Annotated in this window: 9 protein-coding genes; 6 read left to right on the top strand and 3 right to left on the bottom strand. The window is 55.0% G+C overall.

Going from position 1 to position 15066, the window contains the following annotated elements; genetic code table 11:
* Positions 1 to 14: 14 nt before the first annotated feature.
* Entirely contained in the window at positions 15 to 1610 is a 1596-nt protein-coding gene (locus JQC75_RS14940) for an AMP-binding protein (protein ID WP_203324830.1), read from the bottom strand.
* A gap of 400 nt (positions 1611 to 2010) precedes the next feature.
* Here JQC75_RS14940 and JQC75_RS14935 point away from each other — a divergent pair, with 400 nt between their 5' ends.
* Both JQC75_RS14935 and JQC75_RS14930 read left to right on the top strand, forming a co-directional pair.
* Positions 2011 to 4554: a TonB-dependent receptor plug domain-containing protein gene (locus JQC75_RS14935; protein WP_203327243.1), complete on the top strand. Its 2544-nt coding sequence runs from the start codon at positions 2011 to 2013 to the stop codon at positions 4552 to 4554.
* Between the two features lie 616 nt (positions 4555 to 5170).
* Positions 5171 to 6880: a hypothetical protein gene (locus JQC75_RS14930; RefSeq protein ID WP_203324829.1), complete on the top strand. Its 1710-nt coding sequence runs from the start codon at positions 5171 to 5173 to the stop codon at positions 6878 to 6880.
* A 249-nt stretch (positions 6881 to 7129) separates the two neighbouring features.
* On the opposite strand, the gene JQC75_RS14925 is transcribed toward JQC75_RS14930, so the two are convergent.
* The gene (locus tag JQC75_RS14925) at positions 7130 to 8782 is read right to left on the bottom strand and encodes a S41 family peptidase (protein ID WP_203324828.1); all 1653 of its coding nucleotides are present in this window, start codon (positions 8780 to 8782) and stop codon (positions 7130 to 7132) included.
* Between the two features lie 16 nt (positions 8783 to 8798).
* Entirely contained in the window at positions 8799 to 9683 is an 885-nt protein-coding gene (locus JQC75_RS14920; RefSeq protein ID WP_203324827.1) for a phospholipase A, read from the bottom strand.
* A gap of 360 nt (positions 9684 to 10043) precedes the next feature.
* Between JQC75_RS14920 and cobA the strand changes: the two genes are divergently transcribed.
* The 4 genes from cobA (at position 10044) to JQC75_RS14900 (ending at position 15065) form a co-directional block, all read left to right on the top strand.
* Positions 10044 to 10853, top strand: coding sequence for a uroporphyrinogen-III C-methyltransferase (gene cobA / locus JQC75_RS14915; RefSeq protein ID WP_203324826.1), 810 nt, complete (start codon positions 10044 to 10046; stop codon positions 10851 to 10853).
* Between the two features lie 45 nt (positions 10854 to 10898).
* Positions 10899 to 11807, top strand: a complete 909-nt coding sequence (gene cysD, locus JQC75_RS14910) for a sulfate adenylyltransferase subunit CysD (RefSeq protein WP_203324825.1) — start codon at positions 10899 to 10901, stop codon at positions 11805 to 11807.
* Positions 11807 to 13216: a sulfate adenylyltransferase subunit CysN gene (gene cysN / locus JQC75_RS14905; RefSeq protein WP_203324824.1), complete on the top strand. Its 1410-nt coding sequence runs from the start codon at positions 11807 to 11809 to the stop codon at positions 13214 to 13216. The genes cysD and cysN overlap by 1 nt, the downstream gene beginning before the upstream one ends.
* Positions 13217 to 13313: 97 nt before the next feature.
* Positions 13314 to 15065 carry an SLC13 family permease gene (locus JQC75_RS14900; RefSeq protein ID WP_203324823.1) on the top strand — a complete coding sequence of 584 codons (1752 nt, stop codon included), beginning with the start codon at positions 13314 to 13316 and terminating at the stop codon, positions 15063 to 15065.
* Position 15066 lies beyond the last annotated feature (1 nt).

Here is a 15066-nt window from a genome sequence, read left to right as displayed (position 1 = left end):
CTACCGCTTCCGACTCAGCTTCTAAGCGCGCGGCGCAATATTTTCCCCACGGTGCTTTTTGGCAGCGATGCAGCAAATTCAATGTGTTTGGGCTGTTTGTAGCCGGCGAGGTTGGCCTTGCAATGGGCGGTGATGGCGGCCTCGGCCTCATCGGCATTCTCCGATGGCTTGAGCACGATAACGGCTTTCACTGCTTCGCCGCTGCGCTCATCGGCCACACCAATCACAGCGCATTCCAGCACCGAAGGGTGACTGGCCAATACGTTCTCCACCTCATTGGGATACACATTAAAGCCCGAGACAATAATCATGTCTTTTTTGCGATCCACTATGCGATAACAGCCGTCGGGCTCGGCAATGGCAATATCGCCGGTCTTGAAAAATCCATCCTTGGTGAACACCCGCGCAGTTTCATCAGCTTGTTGCCAGTAGCCAGACATCACCTGTGGCCCACGCACCGCCAACTCTCCCGCTTGCCCGATGGGCACCGGGGTTTCATCTTCATTCAGAATAAGCACTTCGGTGGCCAGCACCGGCCGGCCTATGGTGCCCAGCCGCTCGGAACCGGGCTGGTTTAAGGTAATCACGGGTGAGGTTTCTGACAGACCATAGCCTTCGCTGATGGTGCAGCCTGTGGTCTGCTGCCACAGGCTGGCTGCGGCCTCGGTCAGGGCTGTACCGCCAGAAATAGTGAGTTTCAGATGACTGAAATCCAGCGCGCGGAACTCTGCCTGATGGCACAGGGCAACAAACAGGGTGTTGAGCCCGGCAAATCCCGTGAAGGGGTATTTTGCCAGGGTTTTAATCAGCGCCGGAATATCCCTTGGATTGGGGATGAGTACAGAGCAGGCACCCTGCTCGAAAAAGAGCACCAGATTTACCAAAAAAGCATAGATATGGTAGATGGGCAGGGGGGCAACAAAGATATCCTCACCCGGGGTGATAACGCCGGCAAGACGGTCGCGGCACTGGAGGGCATTGGCTATCAGGTTGCCGTGGCTCAGCATGGCCCCCTTGGAGAGCCCTGTGGTGCCGCCTGTGTACTGCAATGCCGCCAGTGTGCCGTGATTGGCGGCAACCGGCTGGCAGTTTTCCTGGCTGCCAAGTTCCAGGGCTTTAAGAAAATCGATGTTTTTCAGCCCGGTTTTGGGTTGTATCTGCGGGCTGACCAGATCCAGTGCATGGGTGGATATCACCAGCTCAATAGGGGTTTCAGCCACGACCTTGGCCAAGGTGGGCAGCAGATCGGAAAGCACCACCAACACCCGAGCCCCGGAGTCTTTAAACTGATGAATCAGCTCACGCTCTGTGTACAGCGGATTGGTGTTTACCAGCACCATGCCGGCCTTGAGTACGCCATAAGCGGCAATCACAAACTGGGTGAGGTTGGGGAGCTGAATAGCAACCTTATCCCCGGGTTGCAACTGGGTGTGGTGTTGCAAAAAGGCAGCGAAATCCGTCGACAGCTTATCTATCTCGTTGAAACTGTGGCTTTTGCCCAAACAGGCAAACGCCGGCTTATCTCCAAAGCGTTTGCAGGCGTTGGTGAACAGATCAACCAATGAGGCGTATTCGTGTAAATCCAGCTGATTATTATCGTTATTTAACATGCCAGTATTCCTGCTGATGAAGGCATTGCAGCTCCGGGGATAGACACCCAGCTTAGGCGGCCAATGCCGCTGTGGTCAATCCCTCCATCCACCCAAAAATCCTGAACGGCTCTGTCATTTCCAGCGAGGTTGCCATAGGGGGCAATGGGTAATTTTGGCACTTTTGATTCATTTTTAATCAGTATTCCGTTCAGAAAAATACCTCTTAAGTAAATTGCTGATTTTATTTGTGTTGTCTATATGTTAAATAAATTGTTAGAAAATGTGATGGAATGCGGTACTAAAGTGTTATAGAAATGTTCTTGGGACAATTTTGCTGTCCCTGAGAAGTGCCTTCGGGATGGTTGCCGACAGGTCCCGAAGAGATAAAAAACATAATAATCAATTGAGAGCAAAGATGATGACCATACAAGACACTAAAAAGTTTGGCTTGAGCTCATTGAGCTTGGCAGTCTCGCTGGCTTTGACAGGGGTTATGGGGGCAAGTGCAGCCTGGGCCGAAGAAGCGCAGGAAGAGGCTCAGGCGAGCGACAATATCGAAAAGATTGCCGTAGTGGGTTCTCGCGCTGCACCTCGCTCTGTGGGCGAATCCCCGGTGCCGGTAGACATCATAGGAAATGAAGAATTCACCAAGAATGGTACTACCGACATGAACGACCTGCTTGGCAAGGTGGTTCCTTCTTATAACGTCAACACCCAGCCCATTTCCGATGCCGCAACCCTGGTGCGTCCTGCCAACATGCGCGGTCTGGCGCCGGATCATACTTTGGTTTTGTTAAACGGTAAGCGTCGTCATCGTGCTGCGGTGATTTCTTTCCTCGGTGGCGGTGTGTCCAACGGTGCCCAGGGCCCGGATATTTCTGTGATTCCTGCCGTTGCACTCAAACAGGTTGAAGTGCTGCGTGACGGCGCAGCGGCCCAGTATGGCTCCGATGCCATTGCCGGCGTGATTAACTTCCAGCTGAAAGACAATGCCGAAGGCGGCACCATCGAAGCCCGTTACGGCGAGTTTTACGAAGGTGACGGCTCAAGCCCCATGATTGCTGCCAACGTGGGCATGCCCCTGACTGACAACGGTTTCTTTAACGTCAGCGCCGAGTATAAAACCGCCGATCCTACCAGCCGCAGTGTACAGCGTGATGATGCTACAGATCTGATTGCCGCCGGTAACAGTGCCGTGGCCAATCCGGCTCAGGTATGGGGCGCCCCGGAAACCAAAGACGACTTTAAGTTTTTCTTCAACGCTGGCCTGGATCTCAATGCCAATCAAAGCGCTTATATGTTTGGTAACTGGGCTCGCCGTGATGTAGAGGGCGGTTTCTACTTCCGTAATCCCAATAACCGCGGTGGCGTTTACAGCGGTGATGATGGTGAGACACTGTTGGTAGGTGATTTGACTGGCGATATGTCAGGTAATTGCCCTGTCATCACAGTTACCAATAATGTGCCCGACCCAGTGGCACTGGAGCAGGTGAAAAACGACCCTGACTGCTTTGTATTCAATGAAATGTTCCCCGGTGGTTTTACGCCACGCTTTGGTGGTGTGATTGAAGACACCTCCCTGAGCGCCGGTGTGAAAGGCACCACAGCGAACAACCTGAACTATGACTTTGGTGTCAGCTACGGTAAGAGTGATGCCGATTTCTACATCAAGAACACAGTCAATGCCTCACTGGGACCTGATTCGCCTACCAACTTCAATCCTGGTCGTTATGTGCAGATGGAGCGCGGCGCATCACTGGATTTCAGCTACTTTGAAGTGGATGAATGGAGCTTTGCGGCCGGTTTGGAATTCCGCCGTGAAACCTTTGAAATCTACAACGGCGACCCAGCGTCCTTCGAGATTGGCCCCCTGTATACCCAAGGCTTCGGTATTGGTTCCAACGGCTTCCCCGGCTTTAAGCCCCAGGATTCAGGCTCATGGAGCCGCAATAACTACGCCGCATACTTTGATGCCGAGCACGATCTGACCGACAACTGGCTGGTCACCGGTGCCCTGCGTTACGAGTACTATGATGATTTCGGCTCAACCACCAACTGGAAGCTGAGCTCCATCTATAACGTGACGGACGACTTCTCGCTGCGTGCTGCGGCCAGCACAGGTTTCCGCGCCCCTACCGTGGGCCAGAGCAATGTGCGTAACGTGACTACCGCTTTCTCCGGTGGTCAGCTGGAAGATCAGGCAACCCTGCCACCCACCAACCCCATCTCTATCCAGAAAGGGGCAACACCGCTGGAGCCGGAAACCTCGGTTAACCTGTCATTCGGAGCGGTGCTCACCGTGGGTGAGTTCTTCCTGACGGCGGATTTCTTCCACATTACCCTGGAAGACCGCATCACCCAGAGTTCCAATCAGGAGCTGACCCAGGCGGACAAGGATGCGCTGATTGCTCAGGGCGTGCTGGATGCCAACAGCTACAGTTCGGTGCTCTACTTCACCAACGACTTTGATACCACTACCCAGGGTGTCGATTTGGTTGCCAGCTACGCGCCTGACTGGCTGGATGGTGCCAACTTCGCACTGGCCTATAACTGGACCGAAACCACAGTTGATAGTTTCAACCCTGACAACATCAGTGAAGCTCGCGTGAAGGTGCTGGAAGAAGCGCTGCCACATCACAAGGGTACACTGACCTGGACCCAGGAACTGGGCGCCAATCTGCGCTCTATGGTACGGATGAACTACTACGGTAAGTTCTATGAAGACCACCTGGACTCAGAGGGTGAACTGCCTATCTACAACGGCGCTACCGTGACCTTTGACGCCGAAGTCGGTTATGACTTCAACGACAACTGGAGCCTTGCTGTGGGTGCGCAAAACCTGTTTGATACCTACCCGGACGATAACCCATGGGCCGGTATTGCAGGCGCTGCTTATCCAGTTACCTCGCCCTATGGATTCAACGGTGGCTATTACTACGCTCGTGTGAACTACAACTTCTGATAACCAGAAGGTGATAGAAAGCTCAAAGGCTGCTTCGGCAGCCTTTTTTATTGTCTGTGCGTTGAAACCAGAATGGCTACGCAGGGAATAAGCCCTGGTCATTATTATCCATAGTAAAAGTGTGTGGATAAAGTTTTCAACAGGTGTGTATTTTATAATCTATTGATAGTTAATGGGTAAGTTCTGGCTTTCTTGGGTGCTATAAAACTTTTGTACATTTTTTTCCACAAGCTTGTTCACAAATTTAAGACTTGGGCTATAGTTGTAAGTTCCCGTAGATGGTTTTGAGTTACCACCGTTGGGTAAGTCCCGCAGAGCCTTGGTTACCCCTTTGCTGGCCCTCTGTAAGCGGTGTGGAAATTCGAAGACCAGGCCTGTGTGGCCGAAGCTCGTTGATTGACTTGCTGGCGCTTGGCAATCATTGCTTTTCCCCGGATAGCCCCTTCTCTCCTCCTGGGCTATCCGGGGTATTACCACTTTCTCTCCTTACTGTGTTACTTTTGTCCGGTTATTCCCTTATTCATTAAACCTTTATCTGGCTAAGGGATGCCGGACTTGAGGAATTGAGTCCGGGTTTGCCTGCACTTTTACTTTCGACACAGAACGGAGTCTTCCCATGAAAAAACTTGCGCTAGCAGTGGCCATAATCGCCGCCGGAGCGGGAGCCTATTGGTACAGCCAGCAGCAAGGCCAGGGTGCCTTGAGCAATCCAGCCCTCGACTACATTCCCGCAGACACCCCGATTTTTTCGGGCCAGCTAACGCCATTTCCCATCAAGGACTACCTGATTGCCACTGCAGGCAACTCGGCCCATCTGGCGCAAAGTCCACTGCTGCAGGAAGAGATGAACGAGATCACCGAGCCCAGTGTTCACTTTGGCGTATACCTGTATAAGGCCTATGTGGAAGGACTCAAGGATCCGGCCGCCATGCTCAAGCGCTTCGGCCTTGGCGAGCAAAGCCGTGGTTTCTTTTATACCCTGGGCGCGTTACCTGTTGCCCGTATGGAAGTGGCCGATACCGCAGCCTTCTGGAAGTTAATGGACGAGGCCGAGCAGGCCAGTGGTTGGCAACACACCAAGGGCACGGTTGCCGGGCAGAGCTACCGCAGCTATCTGCTGTCTGATGCCAATGACCAAGACAAAGTCGAGCTGGTGATTGCCGATCGTGAAGGCATGGTGAGCGTCACCCTCAATACCAGCTTCCAGGATCCCAAGTTGCTTGAGCATGCGCTGGGCGTCACCAAGGTGACCAACCCCTTATCCGGCACCACACTGCTGGCCGATATCATTAAAACCCACGGTTTTATGGATGACAGCGTCAGCTATATCAACCATCAGGAGTTGGTGCGCGCGATTGTTTCCGGCGATAACCAGCTGGGCAAACAATTGATGAGCCTGTTCGCCAAGGCAGGTGAGGACCCCTTCCTGGAACTGCGTACGCCCGAGTGCCAAGCCGAGCTCAATGCCATTGCTGCCAACTGGCCACGGACTGTTGCCGGTCTGACCGCCATGAAGGTGGACAGCAAGCAAGCCAGCATGGACATGAAAATGGTGCTGGAAACCCGCAATGAGGTGGTTATCAAGGCGCTGGACAAGATGCGCGGCTACATTGCCGGTTACGTGCAAAAGCCCGGTGACAGCGTAATGGCCATGGGGCTGGGTCTGGACGTAGGCCAGCTGGCGCCTTCGCTGAATAAGGTGTGGAACGACTTTATGTCGCCCCGTTTGCAGTGTCAGCCTCTGGCAGAGCTGCAAACCGAAATGGAAGCCGCCAACCCGGCCATGCTGGGCATGGCAACGGCTATGGCCGACGGTGTGAAAGGCATAGGCGCCGCCGTACTGGACTACGATCTGCAAGTAGGCAACGACGCCCCCAGCGTGAAGAAGCTGGATGCGCTGGTGAGCCTCTCTGCCGAAGACCCGGCATTCCTGTTTGACATGGTAAAACCCTTTGCACCTATGCTGGGGCAAATCGACCTCAAGTCAGGGGATGATGTTGACCTGTCTGATTTTATCCCCACGGAGTTTGGCGTGTCTGCCAAACTGGGTCTGCGTGGTCAGCACCTGGTGCTTTATACCGGTGAGCGCAGTCAGAAGCTGGCCGATAGCCTCAAGGGGGAGACCCTGGTTGCCAATGGTCTTTTTGGCATGTCGGCCGATTATGGTCGTTTGCTGGCACCTTTGATGACCCTGATGGAAGCCTCGGGTGAAGAAATCCCGGAAGAGCTGGAAGCCCTCAAGGACTACAAGATGCAGGTTCAGATGGGAATGGATATCAATGAGCAGGGTCCGGTATTTAACACCGGCTTTGTGACCAAGCCCTGATGTGAGTCAGGCCCGACGGATGTCAGCCAGACCTTAATAAAAAACGCCGCGTTCGCGGCGTTTTTTTATCGTTGACACATTCCCCTAATCCCTTAATCCCTTAGTCCCTTAGTCCCTTAGTCCCTTAGTCCCTTAGTCCCTTAGTCCCTTAATCCCTTAATCCCTTAATCCCTTAGTCCCTTTGTCATTGCGCCGGTGCACGGGATGTGTGACTGGCGGCTCGGTAACTGGTGTGCCTATTATCGGCGCTCAGGGCATTGGGGATACAGCGGTCTGAGAGTCGTCTTTCGACGTCTTGGCAGGCATTGACGGTTCCTGACTTGCGGGGGTATTCGTCAGTCCCTGAGCGTTGTGAGGCTGCAGCGCTGTGGTTTTTTCGGGCTGCAGCGCCCTGGTCGCTTCAGGGGTTTCTTCAGAGGTTTCTTCAGGGGTTTCTTCAGGCTGCTCGATTGCTGTTGCTTCCTCAGACTGTTCATCCACGGTGGTCTCTGAAGGCGTTTTGGTCTCTATAGGGGCAAGCTCGCCAATCAGCGCCAGTATGCCTTCGGCATCGAACGACTCCTGTCCGGGCACCCAGATATCCGGGCTGGTGCCGGCGCCGGAAATCAGGCGACCATCGAGTGCATAGGCCAGAGAGCTGGAAAAATAAAACCGCTGCTTAAGATTAGGTAACTGAAAAGCATGCAGTTTACCCAGATCTCCCATGGTGTCTTCGCCTATGATTACGGCGCGCTGCCAGCCTTTGGCGCTGTGCACTATCCACTCACACTCCTGGCGGCAGCCCGGCCCGGCAATCAGCGCCAGGCGGCCACTGACTTTGGCGGCGTTGGGTTGGCTTCTGGCGTACCACTGACCAAAGCGGCTGTGGGCATCATCTTCCACCAATTGCGGGCCTTCGGTAACCGCCTGATATGCCCGGTTGCCCAGGTAGTCGTTTCGCTTGCCCACCGAGGTGCGGTAGCGGGCAAAACCGAGCATAGTGGCATCCTCATCGGCATAGGCATCCAGTACGGTCAGCAGCGCCGGGCTTTGTCCCTGGGTGCGGCGAAGATCCAACACCAGAAGCTCGGCCCCCATAGCGCGCTTCAGCTCCAGCATCAGGGCACGGTTTTGCTCGAGCTCGTTCAGATTGCCTATGGTGACCCAAAACCCACGCTCTCCGATGGGCTCGATGGCGAATGGCACCACCAGCGCGGACGTATCGGGAGAGGGGGGCAACAGCGGCAGGCTGATGCGCCTTTGCTGGCCTTCAGGGCTGGTGAGCGTGAGGCTCACCTCGGGCTTTTGCATCAACCCCAGTTCACCCCTGAGTAGGCTGGTGCGTTCAAGCCACACCGCCTGTTCAGTGAGGCTGTACTTGCTGCCGGCGGGTAAAAACGCCTGGGCGGCCTCTTGCCAGCGGGCCATGGGGATATCATCCAGGTGGCTGATAAAAGCATGGTTTTCATCAAACGGCGTTAAGCTTTCATTCAAAGCCAGCCAGCTGTCTTCCATTGGCCTGAGCTGCACCGGCAACAGCTGACCAAACTCGGCATCGGCCTCGGTGGCAACCCCTGGGTCATCCAGCAGATTCAGGATTTTCAGCACTTCGGCGGCAAACAGGTGCGATGGGATCTGATCCGGGTAACGGTTACTCATGGCGCGGATATAGCTGTCTATCCGCTGCTGCTTAATATCGGGATCCAGGCTTAAAAAGGCCGAGTGGGCGGTGATTTCCCGTTGCAGAATATAGAGATCCTGACGCATCTCCCGGGCCGTGAGGGTATCGGACCTGGGCTCCTGTGGCCAGAGAAACAGGCTCAGACGCATGGCGCTGACGGTGATCATAATGACCAGCGCCGCCAACACAGCATCAAAGGTTGGCAGCGCGGCTGCAGGCTGTCCGGCCCCGGTAGCCTTCATGGGGGTTAACGATATCTTAGAGTAAGTCGTTGATTGATATGCCGATGCCAATCCTTTGGGTGTGGGCGTTATAGTCTATAAGGCTCTCACCATATCCATTGAAGTATTGGGTATAGAGTCGCAGGTTGCCTATGATGGGATAGCTCCAGGTGAACTCAAAGGCCCCCCGGTTGGGGCTGTCGAGATTGTTTCTGAGCATCATAGTAAAGCGATGTTCGTCCAGACCATACACGGCATGCAGCTCGATATTACCCATGTAGTCTTCAATGTCTGGGTTGTCATCGCCACGGGGATCGCCATCATACTCTTTTTCATCTTCGGGAAGTCGCCACCAAGCTTTGGCGCTCAGTGCAAGCGGACCCCTATCAAACACTACCGTGCCATACAGGCGGTTCCAGCTGCGGGATAAATCGCCCGCTTTGCCATTTGACTGGTGCACGGCACCAAAGCCCCAGAAGGAGTTGGTCAGGCCAAACACTTCCCAGTCGTTGTTAAACAGCATGAAGAGCTCGGGTTCGTGGTTGGTATCACGAAACGGCGAGGAAATATCCTTGTTGTACACCTGCCAGTAAGACTGGTTGGTGTAGGCAAAGAACAGGTGGCCATTGTCACCAAAGACGTTATACCAGAGGGGAAATTTGAAGCTTATCTGAAACTTGGCTTCCATCTCGTCCAGGGTGAACGGGTGCTCCGCCGCTTCTTCTTCGAAGGGCTTCATATTGGGGGAGCTATTGTAGGTCACCGGCAATATGTAGTTCACCTTATGGGGGGTGATGACAAAGGGTTGCTCTGAGGTAGCAAGCTCGTCCTTTACCCTTGCATCCACAAGCGAGGGCTCCTTTGCCAGGGCTGCGTGGGAGATGAACAACAGGGGCAACATATTTTTCATTAATTTCTTCATTGTCTTTCCTTGAACATATAGCGCCGATCTTGGTGTAGGGGAGATTAACGCCCCCGCGGCGCATTTACCAGAAATCCCCATGGCTCAACGTGAAACCGTTGGTATTTTGTGCCACAGCATAGAACTTTTCGCGATAAGTTAGTTTGCCTTTACGGGCTGTTATTTGCACAGTTGTTAATTTAATTATCTGTATCAATTGGCATTTTTTGATTATGGCTTTTGTCCTGACGCCCAGTGGCAATTAGGCCGTCTCTGGTTTGTGTGTATATTCTATTTAGTTATAAAAACTAACTATTTACTATTTTTTAAGGAATATAAGGCCCGTTATATTGGCTTCCAATCTGGTAAGTGGGGGTGTGTATGGATGTGGTAACGTTGCCGGGCCAGGGGCCCAACGGCAAGGTATGGTTGGTGGGTGCCGGTCCGGGAGATGTAGAACTCCTGACACTGAAGGCTGCCCGGATCCTGGCCAGCGCCGATGCCGTACTCTATGACGCCCTGGTGAGTGATGACATTCTCTCCCTCATTCCTGAACATGCCGAAAAGATTGCCGTTGGCAAGCGCGCAGGCGCCCACAGTGCCCGTCAGGAAGAAATCAACCAACTGCTGGTGACCAAGGCCTTTACCCGTAAAAACGTGGTGCGCCTTAAAGGTGGCGACCCCTTTATTTTCGGCCGTGGCGGCGAAGAGTTGCAAACCCTGGTCGAAGCCGGGGTGGCCTTTGAGGTGGTACCTGGCATTACAGCCGCCAGCGGCACCTCAGCCTATGCCGGTATTCCGCTTACCCACAGAGACTTTGCCCAGGGCGTCACCTTTATTACCGGTCATTGCCAGCTCGAGACCCGCCCCATGGACTGGCAGGGCTATGCCAATCCGGCCAACACCCTGGTGGTGTACATGGGCATTCTCAACGCCGGACTCATCCAGCGCGAGCTGACCAAACATGGCCGCAGCGCAGACACCCCGGTGGCCATAGTCTCCCGTGCCACCACCGCCCATCAGCAAAGGGTGATTGGCACCCTGGGCGAGCTCGAAACCCTCGCCAAAGATGAGCGTGTGGTGATGCCGGCGCTGATGATAGTGGGGGAAGTGGTGAGTCTCGCCGACACCCTCAACTGGTTTGAACCCGCCCAAGTGGCAGAGGTTCTGCCCAAACAGAATACGAATTGATGCTGCCGCGGCAGCCTTCTCAAATAGAAAATCCGGAGAAACAAGATGTCAGGGCCTGTGTTAAGTCACCTTGAGCAACTGGAAGCGGAAAGCATCCAGATCTTCCGTGAAGTCGCAGCGGAGTTCGATAACCCTGTGATGCTGTATTCCATCGGCAAGGATTCCTCTGTGCTGCTGCATTTGGCGCGCAAGGCCTTCTATCCGGGCAAAATTCCGTTCCCCTTGCTGCATGTGGACACCGACTGGAAATTCCGCGAGATGATTAAATTTCGCGACGAAGCAGCGGTCAAATATGGTTTCGATCTGCTGGTACACAAAAACCCCGAAGGTCTTGCCATGGGCATGAACCCCTTCACCTTTGGTTCATCCAAGCATACCGACGTGATGAAGACCGAGGGCTTAAAGCAGGCGCTCAACAAGTACGGTTTTGACGCCGCCTTCGGTGGTGCCCGCCGTGACGAAGAGAAGTCCCGCGCCAAGGAGCGTGTGTACTCTTTCCGCGACAGCAAGCATCGCTGGGACCCAAAAAACCAGCGCCCCGAGCTGTGGCACACCTACAACGGCCAGGTGAACAAGGGCGAGAGCATCCGTGTGTTTCCGCTGTCCAACTGGACCGAACTGGATATCTGGCAATACATCTATCAGGAAAACATCGACATAGTGCCGCTGTACTTTGCCGATTACCGTCCTGTGGTAGAGCGTAATGGCACCCTCATCATGGTTGACGATGACCGTATGCCACTGAATGAGGGTGAAGTGCCCCAGCAAAAGCTGGTGCGTTTCCGCACCCTGGGTTGTTACCCGCTTACCGGCGCGATTGAGTCCAGCGCCACCACTCTGACCGGCATCATCGAAGAGATGCTGCTGTCACGCTCCAGCGAGCGTCAGGGCAGGGTGATTGACCACGATTCATCGGGTTCCATGGAAAAGAAAAAGCGCGAGGGGTATTTCTGATGTCTATTGCACAGCAGGTAAAAGATCTGGGTATCGAACAGTACCTGGAAAGACAACAGCACAAGTCGCTGCTCAAATTCCTCACCTGTGGCTCGGTGGATGATGGCAAGTCGACCCTGATTGGTCGTCTGCTGCACGACAGTGCCCAGATCTATGAAGATCAGCTTGCCGCCCTGTCGAAAGACTCCAAGGTGCATGGCACCACCGGCGAAGCCATCGATTTGGCGCTGCTGGTCGACGGCCTGCAGGCCGAGCGTGAGCAGGGCATCACCATCGATGTGGCTTACCGTTATTTCTCCACCGAGAAGCGCAAGTTCATCATCGCCGATACCCCCGGCCACGAGCAGTACACCCGCAACATGGCCACGGGCGCGTCCAACTGTGACCTTGCCATCATACTGGTGGATGCCCGCTACGGCGTGCAAACTCAGACCCGCCGCCACAGCTTTATCTGCTCGCTTTTGGGCATCAAGCAGTTCGTGGTGGCCGTGAACAAGATGGATTTGCTGGGCTTTGATGAAGCCCGCTTCGACGAAATCAAACGCGAGTACCTGGCCTTTGCCGAGCAGCTTAAGGTGCCTGACATCAAGTTTGTGCCCCTGTCGGCCCTCAAGGGCGACAACGTGGTGAGCCGCTCTGAGCAAAGCCCCTGGTACAGCGGCGAGACCCTGCTGTCGATTCTCGAGAATGCCCCGGTGACCGGTGCCAATCGCGAATTTGAAGCCCGTTTGCCGGTGCAGTATGTGAGCCGCCCGAACCTGGATTTCCGTGGCTTTGCCGGCACCATCGCCAGTGGCAGCTTCAAGGTGGGCGATGCGGTTAAGGCTCTGCCATCCGGTAAAGCCTCTACCGTAAAAAGCATTGTCACCTTCGATGGCGAGCTGAATGAAGCCTTTGCCGGTCAGGCCGTCACCCTCACGCTGAACGATGAAATCGATATCAGCCGCGGCGATGTGATAGTGCCTGCCAGCAGCGATGTAACTGTGTCCAACCGACTGCTCGCCAAGGTGGTGTGGATGCACGAGCAGCCACTGACACTGGGCAAGCAATACAACATCAAGCTGGGCACCCGCAAGGTGCCGGGCACGGTGCGCCACATCATCCACAGCATAGATGTGAACACCCTGGCCGAAGACAAGGCCAATGAGCTGCCGCTGAACGGCATTGCACTGGTGGAGCTGGAGCTGGATGAAGCCGTGGTGTTCGACCCTTATCAGGATAATCGCGACACAGGTGGTTTTATCTTTATCGACCGCATCAGCAACATCACAGTGGGCGCGGGGCTGGTGGAAAGTGCGCTGGAAGCCGAGCACAAGACCACGGATTTCAGTGAGTTTGAGCTTGAGCTGAATGCCCTCATTCGCAAGCACTTCCCCCACTGGCAGGCGCTGGATATCAGCAAACAGTAGTTGCTGCACATCGCGGTACTGCGTTGAGCAGTGCTGAAGCAAGCAGACACACAGCGGGCCTTCGGGCCCGTTTTTCCCCGGATACAAGGATAAGGCTATGACGCTGGAGCAATATTGGGTAATAGGCATGGTACTGACACTGGTCGGTACCCTTGTCTGCACCCGTTTGCCGGCGTCCTGGGTGTTTGCGGCGGTAGCGCTCTTATCCTATGTATCCAACTCCTTGAGTTTGAATGAGTTGTCGGCCTCCTTTACCGACTCCTCCCTGCTGACGCTGGTGCTCTTGCTGCTGGCCTCGGTGGCGCTGGAAAAGACCCGTCTTATCAGCTGGGTCGGGGTGCAGCTGAGCCGCGGCGGCCTGAGAACCGTGCTTACCAAACTGTGGTTTTCCACCTCGGTGCTGTCATCTTTCACCGCCAACACGGCGGTGGTGGCGAGTCTCATTGGTGCCATCAAGCGCAACCAGCGCTATGCGCCGTCAAAGCTGATGCTGCCCATGGCCTTTGCGGCCACCTTTGGCGGCACCCTGACCCTGATTGGCACCTCCACCAATCTGGTGATCAACAGCTTCCTCGACCGCGCCGGACTGCCGCTGCTGCAGTTTTTCACCACCACAGGGGTGGCAATCGGTGTGGTGCTGGCGGGCATGCTGGTGCTGTGGCTGATTGCCGACCGCCTGCCCATTACCGAAAAAGCCGAAGACGAGCAGAACCTGCCGTATTTTCTTGAGGCCCGTATTGCCCCGGGGTCGATTCTGATTGGCAAAACCGTGAGTGACGCGGGTCTGCGTCATTTGCGTAAGCTGTATCTTGCCGAAATTCAGCGCCTTATCGATGGTGAAAAGACCACCATCATTCCGGTCACCCCGGAAGAGGTGCTACAGCAAGGGGATGTGCTGCTGTTTGCCGGGGATATGGAGTCGGTGGCGGTATTGCAGGAAATCGCCGGGCTGACCCTCTATGGCCACCACACCATGAATGGCCAGAGCCTGGCCGAGGCCATCATCAGCCACTCTTCCAGCCTCAATGGCGTGAGCCTCAAAGATGCCCAGTTCCGTGAGCGTTTCGATGCCGTGGTAGTGGCGGTACGCCGTGGCCACGAGCGCCTGCGGGGTGGTTTGGGTACTATCGAACTCCAGGCCGGTGATGCCCTGCTGCTGGTACCGGGCAAAGGTTTTGGCGATGCCTCCCAGCGCCTTGATAAAGAGTTCCTGCTGGTGAATGGCGTAGACTCCGCCACCCGATTGTCCCCCGGTCGCAGTGCCTGGGTGCTGGCAAGCTTTGCCGCCGTGATTGGCCTTGCCATGTTCAATGTGCTGCCGCTGATGAAGGGCCTGACCCTGTTTGTGGCGGGTTTGCTGCTGACGCAGGTAGTGAGCCTGTCTGAGCTTAAGCGCCGCTTCCCCATCGATATAGTGCTGATTGTGGGCGGTGCGCTGGCGCTGTCACAGGCCATGGGCAACAGTGGCATATCCAAATTGCTGGCCGACGAACTGACCGCCGGTTTCAGCGGTGTACACTATTTCTTTGTGATGGCGGGCATTTACCTGCTGACACTCTTTTTAACCGAGCTGATGTCCAACAATGCCGCCGCCGCGCTGGTGTGCCCCATTTCTATCAGCCTGGCCCAGGGCCTTGGCATAGACCCTATGCCCTTTATCATGGCGGTGCTCTTTGGCGCCAGTGCCAGTTTTATCAGCCCCTGGGGATACCAGACCAACCTCTTGGTATTTACCGTGGGCAATTATCGGTTAAAACAATATGTCGGCGTCGGCATCCCCATGGCCATTGCCTACACCTTTGCGGTACTGGCGCTGATCCCCCTGATGTTCCCGTTCCACAGCCTGTAAC

It is taken from the genome of Shewanella litorisediminis (genome assembly GCF_016834455.1).
Classification (GTDB): Bacteria; Pseudomonadota; Gammaproteobacteria; order Enterobacterales; family Shewanellaceae; genus Shewanella; species Shewanella litorisediminis.
Note: the sequence above shows the minus strand (reverse complement) of the source record. Positions and strands in the feature narration are given on the sequence as shown.

Coding starts and splice junctions, on each gene's coding strand:
- JQC75_RS14940 (WP_203324830.1), bottom strand. CDS start 1,610: ATGTTAAATAACGATAATAATCAGCTGGATTTACACGAATACGCCTCA.
- JQC75_RS14935 (WP_203327243.1), top strand. CDS start 2,011: ATGACCATACAAGACACTAAAAAGTTTGGCTTGAGCTCATTGAGCTTG.
- JQC75_RS14930 (WP_203324829.1), top strand. CDS start 5,171: ATGAAAAAACTTGCGCTAGCAGTGGCCATAATCGCCGCCGGAGCGGGA.
- JQC75_RS14925 (WP_203324828.1), bottom strand. CDS start 8,782: ATGAAGGCTACCGGGGCCGGACAGCCTGCAGCCGCGCTGCCAACCTTT.
- JQC75_RS14920 (WP_203324827.1), bottom strand. CDS start 9,683: ATGAAGAAATTAATGAAAAATATGTTGCCCCTGTTGTTCATCTCCCAC.
- cobA (WP_203324826.1), top strand. CDS start 10,044: ATGGATGTGGTAACGTTGCCGGGCCAGGGGCCCAACGGCAAGGTATGG.
- cysD (WP_203324825.1), top strand. CDS start 10,899: ATGTCAGGGCCTGTGTTAAGTCACCTTGAGCAACTGGAAGCGGAAAGC.
- cysN (WP_203324824.1), top strand. CDS start 11,807: ATGTCTATTGCACAGCAGGTAAAAGATCTGGGTATCGAACAGTACCTG.
- JQC75_RS14900 (WP_203324823.1), top strand. CDS start 13,314: ATGACGCTGGAGCAATATTGGGTAATAGGCATGGTACTGACACTGGTC.